Source organism: Streptomyces sp. NPDC037290 (genome assembly GCF_055603245.1).
On record NZ_JBVJVZ010000001.1, the window covers coordinates 677,066 to 696,845 of the forward strand.

Below are 19,780 nucleotides of genomic sequence, written 5' to 3' on the forward strand. Positions count from 1 at the left end.
ATTGACCGAAAGATGAACGGACTACTGCACGAGATGCTAGGGGATGGACGGAGTATTTACCGAGCCACCGAACTTAGTTCGGAAGATCGATCTGGAGGCGATTCCTGGCTGAACTTCGTTCGCCTCAGGTACGGCTTCCGGACAGAGATGGTCGGCGGCAGAGCCGGCCCGTGTCCGCCACCGCACACGCGCCGAAGGTGCGGACACCGTGGAACAACCCCCCGCCCGACGCGAGAGGTTGAACGCGGACGGCGAGCCCCAGCCCCCGTCCGCAACGCCTGGAACGGCGTCGCTACTCCTCGAACAGCATCTCCTGCTCGCCCTCCCGCTTCGCCCGCACCCGTCGCGCGCGCAGGCCCACGATCAGTGCCGTCGCCGCGGCCGTGGCGCCCAGGGCCGCCGGGACCATCCAGCCGCGGTCGAGGACATGGCCGAGGGCGTGGTCGAGGGAGAGCCGGCCGGGGCCGGTGACGGCGAGGCCCGCCGCCGCGAGGCCCAGGCTCGCCGCGTACTCGTAGCCGCCCTCCTGGGCGAAGAAGCCGTGGGGCAGGTGGACCGCCGCCGCACCCGCCATCGCGCCGGCCGCCGCCGCGCCCGCCGCCGGGGTGGCCAGGCCCAGGGCGAGAAGGGTGCCGCCGCCGGCTTCCGCGAGACCGGCCGCCGTGGCACTCGCCTTGCCGGGTGCGTAGCCGACGGACTCCATGAACTGCCCGGTGCCCTCCAGACCGTGGCCGCCGAACCAGCCGAACAGCTTCTGCGTCCCGTGCGCGGCCAGCACGCCGCCGGTCCCCAGCCGGAGCAGCAGCAGGCCCAGATCACGTCGGTCGTAACAGCTCACGGTGACTCCCAAGCGGACAGGCGGACGGGGGCAGGTTCCTCCCGCGTTTCCACCGTCGCAGCTCTCACGCCGACGGGCCCGCCACGGCGGGCGTTCGGGTGGCGGGGCCGGGACGGCGGTGTGAACCTGGCGCCATGACGATTCAGCCAGCCAAGCTCAGCGATCCGGCCGTCCGGGCCTTCGTGAACGCCGTCAACTCCCATGACAGGGAGGGCTTCATGGCGCTGCTCGCCCCCGGCGCGACCATGTCCGACGACGGCTCCGACCGTGACCTCGCCGACTGGATCGACCAGGAGATCTTCTCCTCCCACGGCCATATGGAGGTCGACAACGAGTCCGCCGGCGGCCGTTCCCTGCTCGCCCGCTACCGCAACGACACCTGGGGCGAGATGCGCACCCGGTGGTCCTTCACCATCGAGGACGACGGGCGGATCTCGCGGTTCGAGACCGGGCAGGCATAGACCAGGGCAGGCGGTCCGCCCCAGCCGGTTTCCCCTTTGAGCCACCCTGGCCAGAGGATGTGTAAGAGCCGAGAAGGCGGGGTCACTCATCGGATTTTCATAACGCGGCAAATTCCGCCCCGCCCGGCCCGCCCTGGCGGAATCCCCTGCTGGGCGCGGTGTACGGTCCCCGGGTGCGTGAATGTTCCCGGCTCAGCCGGCGTGCCGTCCTCGGGCTGACGGCCGCCGCCCTTCCCGTGTCCACGGCCACCACGGCCGCCGCCGCCGATTCCACCGTCGTCGGGGGTGAGCAGCTGGCCCGCTCCGGCGTCCAGGTGCGCGGCGCCTCGGGTCTGCCCAAGAAGATCACCGCCCTCTCCTGGCTGATCGCCGACTGCGACAGCGGAGACGTGCTCGCCTCGTTCAACGCGCACCGGCGGCTCCCGCCCGCGTCCACGCTGAAGATGCTGTTCGCCGACACCGTGCTGAAGAAGTTCGACCGCACCGAGCGGTACACGGTCAAGGACGCCGACATCTCCGACGTCCCGGCCGGCTCCAGCCTGGTCGGCATCAAGCCCGGCATCACCTACAGCGTCGCGCAGCTGTGGCAGGGCGTGTTCCTGCGCTCCGGCAACGACGCCGTGCACGTGCTGTCCCACATGAACGGCGGCATCGCGAAGACGGTCGCCGAGATGCAGGCCAAGGCCCAGGACCTGCAGGCCCTGGACACCCATGTGGTCAGTCCCGACGGCTTCGACCACCCCGGCCAGATCTCCTCGGCGTACGACCTCACGCTGTTCGCCCGGCACGGTCTGAAGGACGCCGACTTCCGCGGCTACTGCGGCACGCGGACCGCCGACTTCCCGGCGGGTGGCAAGAAGACCTTCCAGATCCAGAACACCGACCGGCTGCTGACCGGGGCGTGGGGCCTGAGGACGTACGACGGCCTGATCGGCGTCAAGAACGGCTACACCAGCCATGCCGGCAACACCTTCACCGGCGCGGCCACCCGTGGTGGGCGCACCCTGCTGGTGACGGTCATGCACCCCGCAGAGGGGAGCAACGCGGTCTACGAGCAGACCGCCGCGCTGCTCGACTGGGGCTTCGGGCACGGACGTTCGGCGCAGGCCGTGGGCACACTGGTCGATCCGCTCAGCGAGGGCGGGGCGAGCGCGAGTCCGGCGCCCCCGGGCAGGGCGGTCGCGGCGGCGGCCGGCGCGCCCGCTTCGGGCTCCCGCGGGCCGTCCACCGGACGGCTGGTCGAGGGTGCGGGCGGCACGGCGCTGCTGCTGGCCGCGGCAGGGGCGATGGTGATGAAACGCCGCCGCAGGGCGGTCGCGGCGGCCGCGATGGCGGAGGCGACCCAGGGCGCCCTGGAGACGGCGGAGCCGGGGGGCCGGCACCGGCGCTGACGCATGCGGCGGCCGTTCCACCGACCGGTGCGCACCCCGCGTCCCGCGCGGGGTCCACCCCCAACTCCGGCTCGGTGGAACGGCCGCCGACTCCCCCCTCGGTGTGGCTGCGGAATCCACGTGCTCCAACTGTGAAGCTCTTGTGGAGGAAAGTTGAGCATACGTGCTCCACGGGCGGCAAGACCGTAGATGTTCAAATTCCGTTTGTGGTAATGGGGTCAACCCCGCCCGATGTACGGCATCGCCGTCGCGAGCACCGTCGCGAACTGCACGTTCGCCTCCAGCGGCAGCTCGGCCATGTGCCGCACGGTGCGCGCCACGTCGGCCACGTCCATCACCGGCTCCGGGACCACCTCGCCGTTCGCCTGGAGCGCGCCGGTCTGCATCCGGGCCGTCATGTCCGTCGCCGCGTTGCCGATGTCGATCTGCCCGACCGCGATGTCGTAGGGCCGCCCGTCCAGCGACAGGGACTTGGTCAGACCGGTCAGCGCGTGCTTGGTCGCGGTGTAGGCGACCGAGCGCGGGCGGGGTGTGTGGGCCGAGATCGAGCCGTTGTTGATGATCCGCCCGCCCCGCGGATCCTGCTCCTTCATCCGCCGGTACGCAGCCTGCGCGCACAGGAACGCCCCGTTGAGGTTCGTGTCCACCACGTGCCGCCAGGCGTCGTAGGACAGCTCCTCGACGGGCACGCCGCCGGGCCCGAAGGTGCCCGCGTTGTTGAACAGCAGGTCCACCCGGCCGAACCGCTCCACCGTCGCCGCGAACAGCGCCTCCACGTCCTGGGGGCAGGACACGTCGGTGCGCACGGCGAGCGAGGCGGCCTCCGGAACCGCTGCCGCCGTCGCCTCCAGCGGCTCGGCGCGCCGGCCGGCCAGTGCCACCGACCAGCCGGCCCGGAGCAGCTCCACGGCGACGGCACGCCCGATTCCGGAACCGGCGCCGGTCACCACCGCGATCTTCGATTGCCTGTCAGTCATGGCTCCGCAGCGTAGGCGGAACATCCGCCATTCGGAATCCGCTGTCCGCCATACGGTTACAGCGGAGCGGCCGCCGTCGTCCTCGTTCGTGTGTACCCCGGCAGTCCGTGCGAACTGAGAGCATGGGGGGCCGGTCGTTCTCGGCAAGGGATTCGGCAAGGCATTCGGCAAGGGACTCAGCCAGGGAGGGGACAGATGCCCGAGCACGCGGCGGCGCCGACACCGGACACCCACCACTCGCCCGCCCCGGCCCCGGCGTCCGCCGCCGCCCGCCGCACCGGCCTGCTCGTCACCCTCGTCCTCGGCGGCCTCACCGCGACACCCCCGCTCGCCATGGACATGTACCTCCCGTCCCTGCCGGAGGTCACCGCTTCCCTGCACGCGCCCGCCGCCACCGTCCAGCTCACCCTCACCGCCTGCCTGCTGGGCATGGCGCTCGGCCAGCTGGTCGTCGGCCCGATGAGCGACCGCTGGGGCCGGCGCCGCCCGCTGCTCACCGGCCTCGCCGTCTACCTCCTCGCGACCGCCCTGTGCGCGGTGGCCCCGAACGTCGGGACCCTCGTCGCCTTCCGCCTGGCCCAGGGCCTCGCGGGCGCGGCCGGGATCGTCATCGCCCGGGCCGTCGTACGCGACCTGTACGACGGCGTGGCCATGGCCCGCTTCTTCTCCACCCTGATGCTGGTCTCCGGGGTGGCGCCGATCGTGGCGCCACTGATCGGCGGGCAGATCCTGCGGGTGACGGACTGGCGGGGGGTGTTCGTGGTCCTCACGGTGGTCGGCGCGCTGCTCGCCGCGCTCGTCCGGCTGCGGCTGCCCGAGACCCTGCCGCCCGCCGAACGGCACGCCGGGGGAGCGGGGGAGGCGCTGCGGGCGATGCGCGGGCTGCTCGCCGACCTGCCGTTCACCGGCTACATGCTGGCCGGCGGCTTCGCCTTCGCCGCGCTGTTCGCGTACATATCCGCGTCCCCCTTCGTCGTCCAGGAGATCTACGGCGCCTCCCCGCAGACCTTCAGCCTGCTGTTCGGCCTGAACTCGGTCGGCCTGGTGCTCGCCGGGCAGGTCAACGGCAAGCTGCTGGTCGGCCGGGTCGCCCTGGAGAAGGTCCTCGCCGCCGGCCTCACGGTGATCGTGCTGGCCGCGACCGCGCTGCTGCTGATGACCACCGGCGTCCTCGGCGAGACCGGTCTCGCGCCCGTCGCCGCCGCGCTCTTCGTCCTCATGTCCGCCATGGGCATCACGCTCCCCAACGCCCAGTCCCTCGCCCTGCTGCGCACCCGGCACGCCGCCGGTTCCGCCTCGGCGCTGCTCGGCACGTCCTCCTTCCTCGTCGGAGCGGTCGCCTCACCCCTCGTCGGCGTCGCCGGGGACCACACCGCCGTACCCATGGCGGTGGTCCAACTGGCGGGCGCACTGGTCGCGGCGGCCTGCTTCGTGGGAATGTGCCGTCCCTGGAGCACGCGTGGGAACGCATGTGCGGGTTCGGAGGGAGACGGGAACTGAGCGCACCCAGACTGCGCGCCGACACGCCGGAACGGGCCGGGCTCGACCCCGTGCACCTCGGGCACCTGGTCGGCGAGGCGCACGCCCTCACCGCCGGCGACCGCCCCTGGGCGGCCGGCGCCGTCGTGCTGGCCGGCCGCGGCCCCGTGATCGCCGTGGCCGAGGCGGCGGGCTGGGCGGTCCGCTACGCCTCCTACGACCCCAAGACCGACACCGGCGTCGAACTGCCGCCGGCCGCCCGGGTCCCGGCCACCGTCGACACGCCCTTCGATCTGGCCTCCCTCACCAAGCTGTTCACCTCCGTCGCCGCGGTGCAGCAGATCGAACGCGGCACCCTCGGCATGGACGCCCGGGTCGGCGACTACCTGCCCGACTTCCACGCCGCGGCCGCCCACGGCATCACGGTGCGGCAGCTGCTCACCCACACCTCGGGGCTCCGGCCCGAACTGCCGCTGTACGACTGCCCTGACGACGCCGCCCGGCTGGCCCTGCTGCGCGCCGAGGCCCCGACGAGCGAGTCGGGCCGGTACCGGTACTCCGACCTGAACATGCTTCTGCTCCAGTTCGTCCTGGAACGCGTCACCGGCCGCGGCCTCGACGTCCTCGTCCAGGACGGCATCACCCGCCCGCTCGGCATGACGGCCACCGGCTTCACGCCCTGCCCCGGCGCGGCCGCCACCGAGGACCAGCGGCGCCCGTGGGCCAAGGCGGACCGCGGGATGCTGCGGGGCGTCGTCCACGACGAGAACGCCTGGGCGCTCGGCGGCGTCGCCGGGCACGCCGGCCTGTTCTCCACCGCCCGCGACCTCGCGGCCTTCTGCCGGACCCTGCTCGCGGGCGGCTCCTACGGCCCCGCCCGCATCCTCGGCCCCGACTTCGTCGAGCTGCTGCTCACCCCGCCGGGGCTGGGCTTCGTCGTCGACCAGCCGTGGTTCATGGGCGAACTGGCGGGCAACGGCGCGGCGGGCCACACCGGCTTCACCGGCACGTCGCTCGTCCTCGACCCGAGCACCGACACGTTCCTGGTCCTGCTGGCCAACACGGTGCATCCACGGCGCCGGGCACCGGACAGCGCGCCCCGGGCAGCACTGGCGACCCGTCTGGCGAGGGCGGTGGTCCGAGACCACCGTAGAATCTCCGGGTGAACGACCCCGTACGCCCAGCGGAGCAACTGCGCGCGGCCCTGGACGACGTCCTCGCCGGACTCCCGCCCAGGCAAGCAGCCGGAGCAGTCGACAGACTCATCGCCAACTACCGGGGCGAGACACCCACCCACGCCCCCATCCTCCGCGACCGCGCCGACGTCGTCGCCTACGCCGCCTACCGCATGCCGGCCACCTTCGAGGCCGTCCGCTCGGCACTCACCGCGTTCGCGGACGCCGTACCCGACTGGACGCCCGCCGACCACGTCGACGTCGGCGGCGGGACCGGCGCCGCCACCTGGGCGGTCACCGCGACCTGGCCCGGCGAGCGCGGCGTCACCGTGCTGGACTGGGCCGAGCCCGCGCTCGCCCTCGGCCGGGAGATCGCCGCCGCCAACCCGGCCCTGCGGGGTGCCCGCTGGCAGCGCGCCCGGATCGGCGCCGACCTCACCGTGGCGGACACCGACCTCGTCACGGTGTCGTACGTCCTCAACGAACTCTCCGAGCCCGACCGCGCCGCCCTCGTGGACGCCGCCGCGGCCGCCGCGCAGGTCGTCGCGATCGTGGAGGCGGGCACCCCGGCCGGCTACGCGCGGGTCATCGAGGCCCGCGACCGCCTGATCCGCGCCGGACTCCATGTCGTCGCCCCCTGCCCCCACAGTGCCACCTGCCCGATCGAGCCCGGCAAGGACTGGTGCCACTTCTCCGCCCGGGTGAGCCGCTCCTCCCTGCACCGCCAGGTCAAGGGCGGCACCCTGCCGTACGAGGACGAGAAGTTCTCGTACGTCGTCGCCACCCGCCTGCCCGCCGGGCCGGCCCCCTCCCGCGTGGTCCGGCGCCCGCAGATCCGCAAGGGCCAGGTGCTGCTGGACCTGTGCGAGGCCGGCGAGCAGCTGCGCCGCACGACGGTCACCAAGCGGCACGGCCACCTGTACAAGGCGGCCCGGGACGCCGAGTGGGGTGACTCCTGGCCGCCACGGGAGCCGCCCGCGTAGTCCCGCCGCTTGTTAGCGTCGCCCCATGGTCGACAAGCCCGCCCCCGACGCCACCCGCCGCAGCGACAAGTCCCGCAGAGCGATCCACGCCGCCGCACTCGCCCTGATCGGCGAGGTCGGCTATCCGAAGACCACCGTCGAAGGGATCGCGGCGCGGGCCGGTGTCGGCAAGCAGACGATCTACCGCTGGTGGTCGTCCAAGGCGGACGTCCTGCTGGAGGCGTTCCTCGACCTCTCCGCGCAGGCGGCCGAGGAAGCGGGGCAGGAGCCGTACGCCATCCCGGACACCGGCGACCTGGCCGCCGACCTCAAGGCGGTGCTGCGGATCACCGTGGACCAGCTTCTCGACCCGCGCTTCGAGGTACCGGCGCGGGCGCTCGCCGCGGAGGGGGTCTTCAACGAGGAGGTCGGGCGGGAGTTCGTCGCCAAGCTGCTCGAACCCCAGCTTCAGCTGTACGTCTCCCGCTTGCGCTCGGCGCAGGACAGCGGGGCGGTGCGGGGTGACGTCGACCCCCGCATCGCCCTGGAACTGTTCGTCTCGCCGCTCGCGCAGCGGTGGCTGCAGCGGACGGGGCCCATTTCCTACGACTACACGGACACGTTGGTCGAGTACGCGCTGCACGGAATCGCACCCCAGCCACCCCGAAGCGCATGAAGACGGGACGATAAGGCACACTGTCCGCACACCAGCGAGGCGACCACCAGACTGAGGCGATAGATGAGCGCGACGTTCGGCGGCCGGTCCGGCCGGCAGGGCAAACTCTCCCAGTGGCTGCGTGGACGCCGCCCGAAGGAGGCCGCCGCCGACGACGGCGGCCGCGAGGCCCTGCTGCTCGCCGCCGCCGCGGCGGGTCTGCCGCTCGCCCCGGCCGCGCACCCCGCCCCCGGCTACCGCTGTTCCTGCGACCGCGTCGGCTGCCCCACCCCGGCCCGGCACCCGGTGTCGTTCGCCTGGCAGACCCAGTCGACCACCGACCGCGGACAGATCGAGCGCTGGGCCCGGCACCAGCCGCAGGCCAACTTCATCACCGCCACCGGCATGGTCCACGATGTGCTCGACGTCCCCGTGGAAGCCGGGCGGGAGGCCCTTGAGCGGCTGCTCTCCTGCGGGGTCGACGTCGGTCCCGTCGCCGAGAGCGACGACGGCCGCATGCTGTTCTTCGCCCTCACCCGCGGCACCCCCGAGGACGAGGACGAGTGGTGGCCGTGCGAGCTGGACTGCCATCCCGAGACCATGGACGAGCACCCCGGGCTGCGCTGGCACTGCCGGGGGTCGTACGTGCTGGTGCCTCCGGCGCGGCTGCCCGGTGACGATCAGCAGGTGCGGTGGCTGCGGGGGCCGGAGCACGCGTTGCCGGATCCGCTGAGTCTGCTGGAGGCGCTCACCGATGCCTGCGCGCGGTATGCGGGCGCCGAGCACCCGAGCGCCTGGCCGCTTCGGCACTGAGCGCGTCGCGGGGTCGCGTTGCTCACCCGCCCTGTGCGGAAGTGAGGCCCGGAACCCTCCCCAGCACCGACACCTTGCCGCTCCCCGCCGGGTCCAGGGCGGCCTCCGCCGACATGAACTCCAGCGTCAGGGACTGCTTCACCTCGCCCTGCGTCAGGGCCCGTACGTCGTTGTTCGGGATCGGCACGGTGGTGCCCGGCGCGGAGGTCTGCTTCTCGTAGTGGTGCGTGGTGAAGAACACCAGCGCCCCGCCGTCCGCCGTGCGCAGGGCCAGCGGGGCGTAGTCGCCGCTCGTCAGCGGGCGGTCGATGAACTGCGTGACCAGGCCCGGCTTGCGGTCCCGCTTGGCACGGTCGGCGCGCTCGCCGCTGGTGTACGCGCCGGCGGCGAAGGTCTGGCCGCCCTTCTTCAGGTACGCCACGTAGTCCGCGCTCAGCTTCCCGGGCGCGACGGCGAACTGCCGGGAGCCGGCCGGTACCGCCTCGGCCCAGCCGTCGTTGTCCGTCCTGAACTGCGGTACGGCGCCGGGCGCCACGAGGGTCACGTACGCCACCCGCCAGCGCTCGCCGAGGTCGCCCCGGGTGAACACCATCAGCCAGCGCGCCCTGCCGGTCTTGTTGCCCTGGGCGTCGGCGACGAACCAGCGCGGCCAGCCGGCCTTCTTGGGGATCGTGATCTTCACGTCCGACAGCTTCAGCGGCACGTGGTTCGGGTTGCCGGACGGGCTGTTGGTGTGGCCGGCCTTCAGCCGCGCGGCGGTGATGTCACCGAACGGGCCGGTGAGGTAGGGCGCGTCCAGGGAGTTGTCGTACGCCTTGTCGGCCTTGTTGTAGGCGGTCGTGAACGCGGTGAGCGCCTTGGCGGCCTCGGCGCGGGTGGCGGCGGGGAGCACCTCCCGCTCCCCGTGCACCACCACACATCCGCTCGCCGTCAGTGACAAAACGGTCAGCGAGGCTGCTATCAGTGCGTTCCGGTCACGCCTGCGGCGCCTGCGCGGGCTGCGATCCCTGCTCATCGGGTCCCTTCACCTTCGCCTTTCCGGAGGCGAACCCTACCGGGGCGAGGAAGATCGCGAGTGTCGGGACCAGGTACAGCAGCCACACCGTGACCTGGAGGACCGTCGGGTCGGGCTGGAAGTTGAGGACGCCCTTCAGCAGCGTGCCGTACCAGCTGTCCGGCGGGATGGTGCCGCTGATGTCGAAGGCCAGGTTCGTCAGCCCGGGCAGCCAGTTCGCCTCCTGCAGGTCGTGGAAGCCGTAGGCGAGGACGCCCGCCGCGACCACGACCAGCATGCCGCCCGTCCAGGTGAAGAACCTGGCCAGGTTGATCTTCAGGGCGCCGCGGTAGAACAGCCAGCCGAGGAGGACGGCCGTGGCGAGGCCGAGGGCGACGCCGATCAGCGGGCGCGGGGTGCCGTCGCTCGCCGCGTGCACCGACGCCCACACGAACAGCGCGGTCTCCAGGCCCTCCCGGCCGACGGCCAGGAACGCGGTGGCGACCAGCGCGCCCGTGCCCATGGCGAGGGCCGCGTCCAGCTTGCCGTGCAGCTCCGACCTCAGGTGCCGGGCGGTGCGCCGCATCCAGAACACCATCCAGGTCACCAGGCCGACGGCGATGACGGACAGCGAGCCGCCGAGCGCCTCCCGCGCCTCGAACGTCAGCTCCCGGGAGCCGAACTGGAGGGCGCAGCCGAAGCCCATCGCGAGGGCGATCGCGGTGCCGACACCGATCCAGACCGGCTTCAGGGCGTCCCTGCGTCCCGTCTTGACCAGGTAGGCGATCAGGATGCAGACGACGAGCGAGGCCTCCAGGCCCTCGCGCAGGGCGATCAGGTAGTTGGAGAACACGGGCTACGCCTCCTTCGAGAACAGCGTGCGTCCCCACCAGTCGCCCGGGTCCCGGACGCCGGGCGGCACCGCGAAGACCGCCGAACCCACGTGCTGGATGTACTCGTTGAGCGCGTCGTGCGCGGACAGCCTGCGCTGCAGCGGGATGAACCCCCTGCGCACGTCCCGCTGGTAGGCCAGGAAGAACAGGCCGGCGTCCAGGCGGCTGAGGCCGTCGGTGCCGTCGGTGAAGGAGTAGCCGCGGCGCAGGATGGTGATCCCGTCGTTGGCGTCCGGGTGCGCGAGGCGCACATGCGCGTCCGGCTTCATCGCCTTCAGGAACGGCTCGTCGTGCTCCCTGGCCCTGCCGACCGGCGCACCCTCGCGCTTGTCCCGCCCGAACACGTCCTCCTGCTCCTGCAGGGAGGTGCGGTCCCAGGTCTCGATGTTCATGCGGATGCGCCGGGCGACGAGGTACGACCCACCGGTCATCCAGGCGTCCCTGGCGCCCCCGTCACCTTCGCCGACCCACACGAACTTCTTCAGCCGGTCGGTCTCGGTGCCCGCGATGTTGCGGGTGCCGTCCTTGAACCCCATCAGGTTGCGGGGTGTCTGCGCGTCCGGAGTGGTCGAGGAGGTCTTGCCGAAGCCGAGCTGCGACCAGCGGATGGCGACCTTGCCGAAGCCGATCCGGGCGAGGTTGCGGATCGCGTGCACGGCCACCTGCGGGTCGTCGGCGCACGCCTGGACGCACAGGTCGCCGCCGGTGCGTGACGTGTCGAGGTTGTCGCCGGGGAACTGCGGCAGGTCGGCGAGAGCGGCCGGCCGCCGGTCCCGCAGCCCGAAGTGCTCGAAGAAGGACGGCCCGAAGCCGATGGTGAGCGTCAGCCGCGAGGGCCTGAGCCCCAGCGCCTCGCCGGTGTCGTCCGGCGGGGCCTCGGCGAGTCCGCCGTAGGCGCCCTCGCCGACCGCCTTGCCCGCGGTCATCCGCCTGGCCGCCGCCGTCCAGTCCTTCAGCAGCTGGACGAACTCCTCGCGGTCCTCGGTCCTCACGTCGAACGCGGCGAAGTGCAGCCGGTCCTGGACGGGCGTCGCGATGCCCGCCTGGTGGGCGCCGTGGAACTCCACCGCGCCGCCCGTCCCGGCGGCCACCGGGTCCACGTCGTCCCCGGCCCTGGCCATCGCCACCGCGCCGCCGGCCGCCGCGGCACCGAGCGCGAGCCCGGCGCCACCCCAGCCGATCAGCGCCCGACGCGACGGACTGCTCTGCTGAATCTCGGTCATCGCCGTACCCCCTGCTACTTCACGACCGCGGCGGCGAGCTTGGACAGCGGCTCGGCGAGCGCGTTCACCGCGTCCGACAGCTCCTTGCGCTGCTCCTCGGTGACCTTGTCGTAGGAGACGAACACGTAGGAGTCCTTGTCCGAGCGGTACTTGTCGAGCACGCCGTTCAGCTCGCTGAACCTCTTGTCCAGCTCCTCGGCCAGCGCCGGGTCGTTCTTCGCGGCGACGGGCTTCAGCAGCTCGTACGCCTTCTGGGCGCCCTCGACGTTGCCCTTGAAGTCGGCCAGGTCGGTGTGCGAGTACCGGTCCTCCTCACCGGTGACCTTGCCGGTGGCGACCTCGTCGAGCAGTTCCTTGGCGCCGTTGGCCATGGAGGTCGGGGTGATCTCGGCCTTGCCGACCCGCTGCTGCCAGTCCTTCAGGTCGCTCACCAGCCGGCCGGCGAGGGACTTCTCCTCGGTGCCGATCCTGTTGTCCGCCCAGAGGGCCTTCTCCAGCCGGTGCCAGCCCGTCCACTTCTGGCCCTTCTCCAGGCCGTCGGCGCGGGTGTCGGTCCTGGGGTCGATGTCACCGAAGGACTCCGCGACCGGCTCGGTCCGCTCCCAGCCCAGACGGGAGGGCGCGTAGGCCTTCTTGGCGGCCTCCAGGTCGCCGGCCTTGATCGCCTCGGCGAAGGTCTCGGCGAGCGGCACCGTGGCGTCGGCCTGGTCCTGCGCGTACTGGCGGTAGTCGGCGACCGCCTTGTCCAGCCGCGGATTCCGCTTCGAGGCCGAGGCGCCGCCGGTCACGTCGAGTTTCTGCCGGACGCCGTGGCCCTTCATGCCGGGCCGGCAGGCGATCTCGTACGACCCCGCCTTCACCTCGGCGGTCAGCGTGTACGTGGTGCCCGGGCCGATGTTCTCCTTCTCGGAGACGATCCGGTCGTCAGGGAACAGGATCTCGACCTCGGTCGCCCTGGAGCCCTTGTTCTCTATCTTCAGCGTGACCTGGCCCGCCGGGACCGACGTGGCGGAGGTGTCGCACTTCGAGTCCGCCGCGGTGACCTGGATGGCGTGGCCGTCCTTGGCCTCGCTCTTCGCGGTGCAGGCCGTGAGGGCGGTCAGGGCTGCCGTGGCGACGGCGGCGGTGACGGTGAGTCGGGCGGCTCGCATGCGGGCTCCAAGCGGAATCTGGTGTGGTGAGGCTGCCCTAACTTACCTGAGCCTTACCTTACTCATACCCGCCGGGGTCGTGATTCCGATCTCAAAAGAGTTCGTGGAAGGGAGGCCGGCGGTGGGAGGCTGACCGGCATGGGGAACGCGCGCAGAGAGCTGCTGGGACCCGGCCGGCTGGTGCTGGACATCCGGGACCGCCCGGGACCGCCGCCGCTCCGCTTCGAGACGGCGGACGGCGGCAGGCTGCTGCTGCGGCAGCATGAACGTCCCCTGCTGCTCGGCCGGTCGGTGGGCACCTGCTGCCCCGACCTGCACCTGCACCGTCTCGACGGCTACCGCTCGCCGCTGCCGCCTCTGCGTGCCGCCCGGCAGCGCTCGGCCGTCAACTGGCCGCACGAGTACGCGCGCCGGCTGGAGGAGGCGGGCGGGACCCCGCTCGCCGACGGCCGCTGGGAGCTGGCCCTGCGCACCGGATTCCCGCCCGGGATCTGGGACGAGGACTTCGTACGGCAGTGGCCGGGCGGCAGCCTCGGGCTGTACTGCGGCGGCGGCTGGCACGGAGTCGTACCGCTGCGCCCGCTCTCGCCCCCGGACTCCGGCCGGGTCAAGGCGCAGCGCAAACTGGTCCGCGAGGGCACGGCCGCACCCGTCCTGCTGTGGTGGGTGTCCTTCCTCGACGGCTGGCTCCTCCTCGACGGTCACGACCGGGCGGTCGCGGCACTGGCGGAGGGGCGCACGCCCGAGTGCGTCGAGCTGACGCGGCTGCCCGACGCCGACAAGCTCTGGCGGGGTGCCGAAAAGATCGCCGAGGCGCACGAGTACCACAGGGAGCGACTCGCGGCGCGTCCCCCGGGGCCAGGCCTCGAACGCCAACGGGCCGCCCTGGAAAAGGCCCACGGGGACACCCTCGCCGAACTGCCCTACGCCGTGGTGCCCACCGGCACCCACCCCCTCCCCGGCGGGGCACCCGCCTGGGACGCGCTCGCCGGCGCCGCGATGTTTCAATTCCCCCGTGACTGACTACGACGTACTCCGCGTCTTCTGCGGACCGAACGGCGGCTACGGCAACGAACTCGGCGTCGTCCGCGACGGCTCGGTGCTGCCGGAGCGGAGCGACCGGCAGGCGCTCGCGGGCAAACTCGGCTTCAGCGAGACCGTGTTCGTGGACGACCCCGAGCGCGGCGTGATCGACATCTACACGCCCACCCTGCGGCTGCCCTTCGCCGGTCATCCCTGCGTCGGCACGGCCTGGCTGCTCGACGTGCCCGAACTGGTCACCCCCGCCGGGGTGGTCGGCGCCCGCCAGGACGGCGAGTTCAGCTGGATCGAGGCGCGCGCGGAGTGGGCGCCGCCGCGCACCCTGCGCCAGTACGCGACCGCCGCCGAGGTCGACGCCCTCGACGTGCCCCCGGCCGGGGAGTGGATCTACGCCTGGGCCTGGGAGGACGAGGCGGCCGGCCGGATCCGCGCCCGCGCCTTCCCCGGCCGGGGCGACGGCATCGACGAGGACGAGGCCACCGGAGCGGCCGCCCTCCTCCTCACCGACCGGCTCGGACGCGCCCTGAACATCACCCAGGGCAGGGGCTCCCAGATCCTGACCGCACCCCAGCCGCACGGGTGGGTCGAGATCGGAGGCCGGGTGTTCCTGGAACGCTAGGGCCTGTCCGGCGGATCAGGCCGGACAGGCTTCAGGCGCTCAGCGGGAACTCCGCGCCCAGAGCGCTGAACACGGCGGTGTTCAGGGCGAACGCCCGCTTGCACTCGGCCACCATGCGCTGCTTCTCCAGCTCGTCCACCCGCACCGCGTCCAGCCGTTGGCGGTAGATCCGCTTGAACGCGGCCGGGTTGGGGACACCCTCGAAGACGTAGAAGCGGACGCCGTCGCCCTTCTTCGCGAAGCCCCAGGTCTTCTCCGCCCGGTCGCGGATGATCTGGCCGCCGGACAGGTCGCCCAGATAGCGCGTGTAGTGGTGGGCGACATAGCCGCCGGGCCAGCGCCCGGCGCACTCGCGGACCCGGTCCGCGTACTCCTCCGTGGCGGGCAGGGCGCTCACTCCCGCCCGCCACCCCGGCCCCCGCAGATGCGCCAGGTCCCGCTCCAGCGCGGCCAGCCGGAACAGCTCGGGCCGGACGAACGGCCCCGCCACCGGATCCGCGGCCAGCCGCCCGGCCGCGCTCTCCAGCGCCTCGTACACGAACCACAGCTGCTCGGTGTAGCGCGCGTACGCGTCCACGCCGAGGCGGCCGCCGAGCAGGTCGCCCATGAACGTCGAGGTCTCCGCCTCCGTGTGCTGCTCGTGGGTCGCGACGCGGATGAGGGACGAGAACGACTCCATGGACACTCCTCGGCTTGCCGACGGCCTGTCGGTAAGTTTACCGACGGGATGTCGGAAAGGCCCGCCCTCCGAAGAGAGCGGGCCAAGGACGGAAGGAGCGCTACGGCAGCGTCAGGATCTCCGCCCCGGTCTCCGTCACCACCAGCGTGTGCTCGAACTGCGCGGTCCGCTTGCGGTCCTTCGTCACGACCGTCCAGCCGTCGTCCCACATGTCGTACTCATGGGTGCCCAGCGTCAGCATCGGCTCGATCGTGAAGGTCATGCCCGGCTGCATGACCGTCGTCGCGTGCGGGCTGTCGTAGTGCGGGACGATCAGGCCGGAGTGGAAGGAGGAGTTGATGCCGTGGCCGGTGAAGTCACGGACGACTCCGTACCCGAACCGCTTGGCGTACGACTCGATGACCCGGCCGATGATGTTGATCTGCCGGCCCGGCTTGACCGCCTTGATCGCGCGGTTCAGCGCCTCGCGGGTCCGCTCCACCAGCAGCCGGGACTCCTCGTCCACGTCCCCGACCAGGTAGGTGGCGTTGTTGTCGCCGTGCACCCCGCCGATGTACGCCGTCACGTCCAGGTTGACGATGTCGCCGTCCCTGAGGACCGTCGAGTCCGGGATGCCGTGGCAGATGACCTCGTTGACCGACGTGCACAGGGACTTCGGGAAGCCGCGGTAGCCGAGCGTGGACGGATAGGCGCCGTGGTCGCACATGTACGTGTGGGCGACCTTGTCCAGCTGGTCCGTGGTGACGCCGGGCGCGATGATCCGCGCGGCCTCCTCCATCGCCTGCGCGGCGATACGGCCGGCGGTCCGCATCGCCTCGATGGTCTCCGGGGTCTGCACCTCCGGCCCGGTGTACGGCGCCGGCGCGGGCTTTCCGACGTACTCGGGGCGGCGGATGTTTCCGGGAACCGGACGGATGGGGGACAGCTCCCCCGGTACGAGCAGCGACTGGCCAGACATGCCAGCGAGTCTATCGAGCGGACATGGGGGAACATGTCGGTGGCGAGAGGAGCTGTCCATGCCCCTGTTCAAGAAGCGCACCGTCGGCAAGCCGGGCGAGTGGTACTACTGCCTGGAACACAAGAAGGTCGAGGAAGGGCCGGACTGCCCGGGCAAGGACCGCTTCGGGCCGTACGCCTCCCCGGAGGAGGCCCGGCACGCGATGGAGACGGCCGCCGAGCGCAACCTCCAGTGGGAGAACGACCCGCGCTGGCACGACGCGCCGAAGGGCGAGAGCCAGGAGCAGTGAGCGCGCCGGTCAGAGCGGTACGGCGGCGCGCCGCTCGCGCATCCGTACCGCGTGCTCGTTGGTCCGGGCGTCGTACGTCATGAGCCCCGGCAGGCACAGCGCCAGCAGCCCCGTCGCGCCCGCGCACGCGAGCCCCCCGGAGACGACGGAGGTCCGTACGCCCGCCCAGGCGGCGAGGCCACCCGCCCTGACCTGGCCCAGCTGGGGTCCGACCGAGTAGGACAGCAGCTCGATCCCGGCGAGCCGGCCACGCAGCTCGTCCGGGATCGTCTGGTTCCACATGGCGGCCCGGAAGATCCCGCTGACCATGTCGAAGCCGCCGCCGACGGCCAGCAGGACGAGGACCAGCCACAGGTTCCCGCACGAGCCGGCCGCCGCGACCGCCAGGCCCCAGCCCGCGGCCGACAGCACCACCATCAGCCCGTGCCGGTGGACCCGGGAGGCCCAGCCGCTGGTCAGGCTCACCAGCATGGCCCCGGCCGGCACGGCGGCGTACATCAGCCCGAGCGCCCAGTCGGCGTGCAGCTCGTCGGCGAGGAACGGCAGCACCGCGAGCGGCATGGCCAGGAACATCGCGGCGACGTCGACGACGTAGGTGCCGAGGAGTTCCTTGCGGCTCCAGGCGTACCGGGCACCCTCCAGGACGGCGCCCAGCGAGGGCTTCGACGCCATGGGGGTCCCCCCGCTCGAGCGCAGCCGAGAGTGGGGGAGGGCGGCGGGGGAGGGGGCGATCCGCACGATGTACGCCAGCGACACGGCGAAGGTCAGCAGGTCGGCGGCGTACGCCCAGCCCAGGCCCGCGTGGGCGACGACCACCCCCGCGACCGCCGGGCCGGCGACTCCGCCGACGGTCCAGCGCAGCGAGTTGAGCGAGGCCGCGGCGGGCATGTCGTCGTGGGCGACGATCCGGGGCCACAGCGAGTCGAGTGCCGGACGCTGGACCGACACCAGGGCGGAGGAGAGCGCGGCGACGGCGTACAACGGCCACACCGCGGGGTGCGGGAACAGGGCGTTGAGCAGCAGAGCGGCGCTCAGCAGTCCCTGGCCGGCCTCCGTCCACACGATGAGGCCCCGCTTGTCCATGGCGTCGGCGAGGGCACCGCCGTAGAGGCCGCAGACGATGAGCGGCAGCAGTTCCACGGCGCCGATCGCGCCCACGGCCGCCGCCGAACCGGTGAGGTCCTTCAGCTGGACCGGGAGCGCGACGAAGGTGAGGAAGCTGCCGAAGTTGCTGATCAGGCCTGAGGTCCAGAGCCTGCGGAAGTCCGCGGAGGCCTTCCAGGGGGAGAGGTCGGGGAGCAGGGCGCGGGTCACTGGGGCATGCTCGGTCCGCCGGTCTGCGGGGGCAACCGCTTTTCCCCGCGCAGCCCGGACCTCCGCCCCGGACCCGGCGTCACCAGGGGGCGGGCGGCGGCGCCGTGAGGATCTCCGTCAGCCGTGCCCACCTGTCCCGGAAACCCCGCCGCACCCTGGGAGAGCCCCCGTTCTCGCCCGCCGCCGCGCTGACCAGGTGCTGGACCGTGTCCAGGTCCAGCTCCGCCCCCTCAGGCACGGCCAGCGTGTCATGGGCCAGCGCCGCGAGGTCGCCGTCGCCCGTGCCCAGGGCCAGTACCGTGACCCCGGCGCGCCGAGCCGAGTGGACACGTTCGAGCAGCGGCGCGGGCTCCTCGGGTGCCACCACCAGCAGGGTCTCACCGCGCCGCGCCGCCTCGATCCGGCCCGGTCCGACGGCCAGGTGCGGCGGGTCGCAGGGGCGCGCGTGATGGCGTACCAGCGTCGGGGCCAGCTCGGGCGTCCCGGACCACGCGGCCTCGTCCACCAGATGCGCGGCCAGGTGCCACGGCTCGTACGCGGGCGTGCCCACCAGCAGCAGCCCGCCCCCGTGCGTCACCACCGACCCGCGCAGCACCCCCGCGAATCGCCGGGTGGCCCCCAGCCACTCGGTCCCGGCGAGCACTTCCCGCAGCAGCGCGACCCGTACGGCGTCCATGCGCCCGCATCCTGCCGCAACCGGTCACCCGTGACCCCGCGTTCACCCGGAATTCGCCCGCCCAGGGGACGTACACCGCCGCACCGGACCCGTCCGCAGCCCAAGGAGCCGCCCGATGACCGACGTCACCGTCCCCTTCCGCGCCGGACACGAGGGATACGCCAGCTTCCGGATACCGGCCGTCGTCGCCACCGGGGCCGGCACCCTCCTCGCCTTCTGCGAGGGCCGGGCCGGCTCCGCAGCCGACCACGGGCAGATCGACATCGTGCTGAAGCGGTCCACGGACGGCGGCCGTACCTGGGGGCCGCTCCAGGTCGCCGCGCGCAACGGCAAGAACCTCGCCGGCAACCCCGCCCCCGTCGTCCTCGACACCGGCCGGATCCTGCTCGTGCACATCCGGGCCGCCGCCACCGCCACCGAGGACGCCGTCCTGCGCGGCCGGGTCAAGGACGCCGACGGGCGCCGCGTATGGGTCCAGCACAGCGACGACGACGGCACGACCTGGTCAGCGCCCAGGGAGATCACCGCGCAGGTGAGGAAGCCCGGCTGGCGCTGGTACGCCACCACCCCCGGGCACGCCCTCCAGCTCAGCGGCGGCCGGGTGCTCGTCCCCGCCAACCACACCCTCCCGCCCACCGGCACCGACACCGGCGCCGAGCCGCGGTACAACAGCGGCCACTGCCTGCTCAGCGACGACCGGGGAGAGTCCTGGTATCTCGGGTACCTCGACGAGAACACCGACGGGTACATCAACGCCAACGAGACCACCGCCGCCGAACTCCCCGACGGCCGTGTCTACTTCAACACCCGCAACGACTCGCCCTCGCCCGGCAACCGGGCCGACGCCCACTCGCGGGACGGCGGGAGGACCCTGGTCACACCCTTCCGGCCGCAGGCCGGGCTCACCGCCCCCGTCTGCGAGGCCTCCGTCCTCCAGCTCCGCGACCCCGACCTGCTGCTCTTCTCCGCCCCGGCCGACCCGGACTTCCGCGCCCTGATGACGATCCGCGTCTCCACCGACGGCGGCACCACCTGGCGCCCCGCGTTCACCGTCGACGGGCTGCCCGCCGCCTACTCCGACCTGGTGCGCGTCGACAGGGACACGGTCGGACTCCTCTACGAGACGGGTGACTTCGGCGCCTACGAGACGATCACCTTCCGCCGGGTCCCGGTACACCGGCTCACCTGAGCC

At 72.5% G+C, this 19,780-nt stretch carries 21 protein-coding genes; 11 read left to right on the forward strand and 10 right to left on the reverse strand.

Annotated elements, in window-relative coordinates; genetic code table 11:
- Nucleotides 1–292: 292 nt before the first annotated feature.
- Nucleotides 293–838, reverse strand: coding sequence for a DoxX family membrane protein (locus ACZ7HQ_RS03125; RefSeq protein ID WP_470983893.1), 546 nt, complete (start codon nucleotides 836–838; stop codon nucleotides 293–295).
- 134 nt (nucleotides 839–972) lie between these two features.
- Between ACZ7HQ_RS03125 and ACZ7HQ_RS03130 the strand changes: the two genes are divergently transcribed.
- Nucleotides 973–1,299, forward strand: coding sequence for a nuclear transport factor 2 family protein (locus ACZ7HQ_RS03130; protein WP_470983896.1), 327 nt, complete (start codon nucleotides 973–975; stop codon nucleotides 1,297–1,299).
- Nucleotides 1,300–1,472: 173 nt separating this feature from the next.
- Nucleotides 1,473–2,690: a D-alanyl-D-alanine carboxypeptidase family protein gene (locus tag ACZ7HQ_RS03135; protein WP_470983899.1), complete on the forward strand. Its 1,218-nt coding sequence runs from the start codon at nucleotides 1,473–1,475 to the stop codon at nucleotides 2,688–2,690.
- A 218-nt stretch (nucleotides 2,691–2,908) separates the two neighbouring features.
- On the opposite strand, the gene ACZ7HQ_RS03140 is transcribed toward ACZ7HQ_RS03135, so the two are convergent.
- Nucleotides 2,909–3,667, reverse strand: a complete 759-nt coding sequence (locus tag ACZ7HQ_RS03140) for an SDR family oxidoreductase (protein ID WP_470983902.1) — start codon at nucleotides 3,665–3,667, stop codon at nucleotides 2,909–2,911.
- Between the two features lie 195 nt (nucleotides 3,668–3,862).
- Between ACZ7HQ_RS03140 and ACZ7HQ_RS03145 the strand changes: the two genes are divergently transcribed.
- The 5 genes from ACZ7HQ_RS03145 (at nucleotide 3,863) to ACZ7HQ_RS03165 (ending at nucleotide 8,751) form a co-directional block, all read left to right on the forward strand.
- Complete coding sequence (locus ACZ7HQ_RS03145) at nucleotides 3,863–5,167, forward strand: multidrug effflux MFS transporter (protein WP_470983905.1); 1,305 nt, start codon at nucleotides 3,863–3,865, stop codon at nucleotides 5,165–5,167.
- Nucleotides 5,137–6,312, forward strand: coding sequence for a serine hydrolase domain-containing protein (locus ACZ7HQ_RS03150; protein ID WP_470983908.1), 1,176 nt, complete (start codon nucleotides 5,137–5,139; stop codon nucleotides 6,310–6,312). Before ACZ7HQ_RS03145 ends, ACZ7HQ_RS03150 begins: the two co-directional genes overlap by 31 nt.
- Nucleotides 6,309–7,304 carry a small ribosomal subunit Rsm22 family protein gene (locus ACZ7HQ_RS03155; RefSeq protein ID WP_470983910.1) on the forward strand — a complete coding sequence of 332 codons (996 nt, stop codon included), beginning with the start codon at nucleotides 6,309–6,311 and terminating at the stop codon, nucleotides 7,302–7,304. Before ACZ7HQ_RS03150 ends, ACZ7HQ_RS03155 begins: the two co-directional genes overlap by 4 nt.
- Before the next feature lie 25 nt (nucleotides 7,305–7,329).
- Nucleotides 7,330–7,959 carry a TetR/AcrR family transcriptional regulator gene (locus ACZ7HQ_RS03160; protein WP_470983912.1) on the forward strand — a complete coding sequence of 210 codons (630 nt, stop codon included), beginning with the start codon at nucleotides 7,330–7,332 and terminating at the stop codon, nucleotides 7,957–7,959.
- A gap of 63 nt (nucleotides 7,960–8,022) precedes the next feature.
- Nucleotides 8,023–8,751: a bifunctional DNA primase/polymerase gene (locus ACZ7HQ_RS03165; protein WP_470983915.1), complete on the forward strand. Its 729-nt coding sequence runs from the start codon at nucleotides 8,023–8,025 to the stop codon at nucleotides 8,749–8,751.
- Nucleotides 8,752–8,773: 22 nt separating this feature from the next.
- Here the strand turns inward: ACZ7HQ_RS03165 and ACZ7HQ_RS03170 are convergent, their stop codons facing one another.
- From ACZ7HQ_RS03170 to efeO, 4 genes are read right to left on the reverse strand one after another with little or no spacing between them, the layout of a single operon-like run.
- Nucleotides 8,774–9,766 (reverse strand): SCO2278 family lipoprotein, encoded by a 993-nt coding sequence (locus tag ACZ7HQ_RS03170; RefSeq protein WP_470983918.1) that lies wholly within the window; start codon nucleotides 9,764–9,766, stop codon nucleotides 8,774–8,776.
- Nucleotides 9,726–10,598 (reverse strand): iron uptake transporter permease EfeU, encoded by an 873-nt coding sequence (efeU, locus tag ACZ7HQ_RS03175; RefSeq protein ID WP_470983920.1) that lies wholly within the window; start codon nucleotides 10,596–10,598, stop codon nucleotides 9,726–9,728. The genes ACZ7HQ_RS03170 and efeU overlap by 41 nt, the downstream gene beginning before the upstream one ends.
- 3 nt (nucleotides 10,599–10,601) lie before the next feature.
- Nucleotides 10,602–11,861 (reverse strand): iron uptake transporter deferrochelatase/peroxidase subunit, encoded by a 1,260-nt coding sequence (efeB, locus tag ACZ7HQ_RS03180; protein ID WP_470983923.1) that lies wholly within the window; start codon nucleotides 11,859–11,861, stop codon nucleotides 10,602–10,604.
- A gap of 14 nt (nucleotides 11,862–11,875) precedes the next feature.
- Nucleotides 11,876–13,012: an iron uptake system protein EfeO gene (gene efeO / locus ACZ7HQ_RS03185; RefSeq protein ID WP_470983926.1), complete on the reverse strand. Its 1,137-nt coding sequence runs from the start codon at nucleotides 13,010–13,012 to the stop codon at nucleotides 11,876–11,878.
- 138 nt (nucleotides 13,013–13,150) lie between these two features.
- Between efeO and ACZ7HQ_RS03190 the strand changes: the two genes are divergently transcribed.
- Nucleotides 13,151–14,035 (forward strand): hypothetical protein, encoded by an 885-nt coding sequence (locus ACZ7HQ_RS03190; protein ID WP_470983928.1) that lies wholly within the window; start codon nucleotides 13,151–13,153, stop codon nucleotides 14,033–14,035.
- Nucleotides 14,028–14,672: a PhzF family phenazine biosynthesis protein gene (locus tag ACZ7HQ_RS03195; protein WP_470983931.1), complete on the forward strand. Its 645-nt coding sequence runs from the start codon at nucleotides 14,028–14,030 to the stop codon at nucleotides 14,670–14,672. Before ACZ7HQ_RS03190 ends, ACZ7HQ_RS03195 begins: the two co-directional genes overlap by 8 nt.
- 31 nt (nucleotides 14,673–14,703) lie before the next feature.
- On the opposite strand, the gene ACZ7HQ_RS03200 is transcribed toward ACZ7HQ_RS03195, so the two are convergent.
- The gene (locus tag ACZ7HQ_RS03200; protein ID WP_470983934.1) at nucleotides 14,704–15,351 is read right to left on the reverse strand and encodes a biliverdin-producing heme oxygenase; all 648 of its coding nucleotides are present in this window, start codon (nucleotides 15,349–15,351) and stop codon (nucleotides 14,704–14,706) included.
- A 100-nt stretch (nucleotides 15,352–15,451) separates the two neighbouring features.
- Nucleotides 15,452–16,309, reverse strand: coding sequence for a type I methionyl aminopeptidase (gene map, locus ACZ7HQ_RS03205; protein ID WP_470983937.1), 858 nt, complete (start codon nucleotides 16,307–16,309; stop codon nucleotides 15,452–15,454).
- 58 nt (nucleotides 16,310–16,367) lie between these two features.
- On the opposite strand from map, the gene ACZ7HQ_RS03210 reads away from it, so the two are divergent.
- Nucleotides 16,368–16,598 carry a hypothetical protein gene (locus ACZ7HQ_RS03210; protein WP_470983940.1) on the forward strand — a complete coding sequence of 77 codons (231 nt, stop codon included), beginning with the start codon at nucleotides 16,368–16,370 and terminating at the stop codon, nucleotides 16,596–16,598.
- Between the two features lie 9 nt (nucleotides 16,599–16,607).
- Here the strand turns inward: ACZ7HQ_RS03210 and ACZ7HQ_RS03215 are convergent, their stop codons facing one another.
- Nucleotides 16,608–17,912, reverse strand: a complete 1,305-nt coding sequence (locus tag ACZ7HQ_RS03215; protein ID WP_470983943.1) for an MFS transporter — start codon at nucleotides 17,910–17,912, stop codon at nucleotides 16,608–16,610.
- A gap of 79 nt (nucleotides 17,913–17,991) precedes the next feature.
- Entirely contained in the window at nucleotides 17,992–18,588 is a 597-nt protein-coding gene (locus tag ACZ7HQ_RS03220; RefSeq protein ID WP_470983946.1) for a hypothetical protein, read from the reverse strand.
- A 115-nt stretch (nucleotides 18,589–18,703) separates the two neighbouring features.
- Between ACZ7HQ_RS03220 and ACZ7HQ_RS03225 the strand changes: the two genes are divergently transcribed.
- Nucleotides 18,704–19,777, forward strand: a complete 1,074-nt coding sequence (locus tag ACZ7HQ_RS03225) for a sialidase family protein (protein ID WP_470983948.1) — start codon at nucleotides 18,704–18,706, stop codon at nucleotides 19,775–19,777.
- Nucleotides 19,778–19,780 lie beyond the last annotated feature (3 nt).

Coding starts and splice junctions, on each gene's coding strand:
- ACZ7HQ_RS03130 (WP_470983896.1), top strand. CDS start 973: ATGACGATTCAGCCAGCCAAGCTCAGCGATCCGGCCGTCCGGGCCTTC.
- ACZ7HQ_RS03140 (WP_470983902.1), bottom strand. CDS start 3,667: ATGACTGACAGGCAATCGAAGATCGCGGTGGTGACCGGCGCCGGTTCC.
- ACZ7HQ_RS03145 (WP_470983905.1), top strand. CDS start 3,863: ATGCCCGAGCACGCGGCGGCGCCGACACCGGACACCCACCACTCGCCC.
- ACZ7HQ_RS03150 (WP_470983908.1), top strand. CDS start 5,137: ATGTGCGGGTTCGGAGGGAGACGGGAACTGAGCGCACCCAGACTGCGC.
- ACZ7HQ_RS03160 (WP_470983912.1), top strand. CDS start 7,330: ATGGTCGACAAGCCCGCCCCCGACGCCACCCGCCGCAGCGACAAGTCC.
- ACZ7HQ_RS03165 (WP_470983915.1), top strand. CDS start 8,023: ATGAGCGCGACGTTCGGCGGCCGGTCCGGCCGGCAGGGCAAACTCTCC.
- ACZ7HQ_RS03170 (WP_470983918.1), bottom strand. CDS start 9,766: ATGAGCAGGGATCGCAGCCCGCGCAGGCGCCGCAGGCGTGACCGGAAC.
- efeB (WP_470983923.1), bottom strand. CDS start 11,861: ATGACCGAGATTCAGCAGAGCAGTCCGTCGCGTCGGGCGCTGATCGGC.
- efeO (WP_470983926.1), bottom strand. CDS start 13,012: ATGCGAGCCGCCCGACTCACCGTCACCGCCGCCGTCGCCACGGCAGCC.
- ACZ7HQ_RS03190 (WP_470983928.1), top strand. CDS start 13,151: ATGGGGAACGCGCGCAGAGAGCTGCTGGGACCCGGCCGGCTGGTGCTG.
- ACZ7HQ_RS03200 (WP_470983934.1), bottom strand. CDS start 15,351: ATGGAGTCGTTCTCGTCCCTCATCCGCGTCGCGACCCACGAGCAGCAC.
- map (WP_470983937.1), bottom strand. CDS start 16,309: ATGTCTGGCCAGTCGCTGCTCGTACCGGGGGAGCTGTCCCCCATCCGT.
- ACZ7HQ_RS03210 (WP_470983940.1), top strand. CDS start 16,368: ATGCCCCTGTTCAAGAAGCGCACCGTCGGCAAGCCGGGCGAGTGGTAC.
- ACZ7HQ_RS03220 (WP_470983946.1), bottom strand. CDS start 18,588: ATGGACGCCGTACGGGTCGCGCTGCTGCGGGAAGTGCTCGCCGGGACC.
- ACZ7HQ_RS03225 (WP_470983948.1), top strand. CDS start 18,704: ATGACCGACGTCACCGTCCCCTTCCGCGCCGGACACGAGGGATACGCC.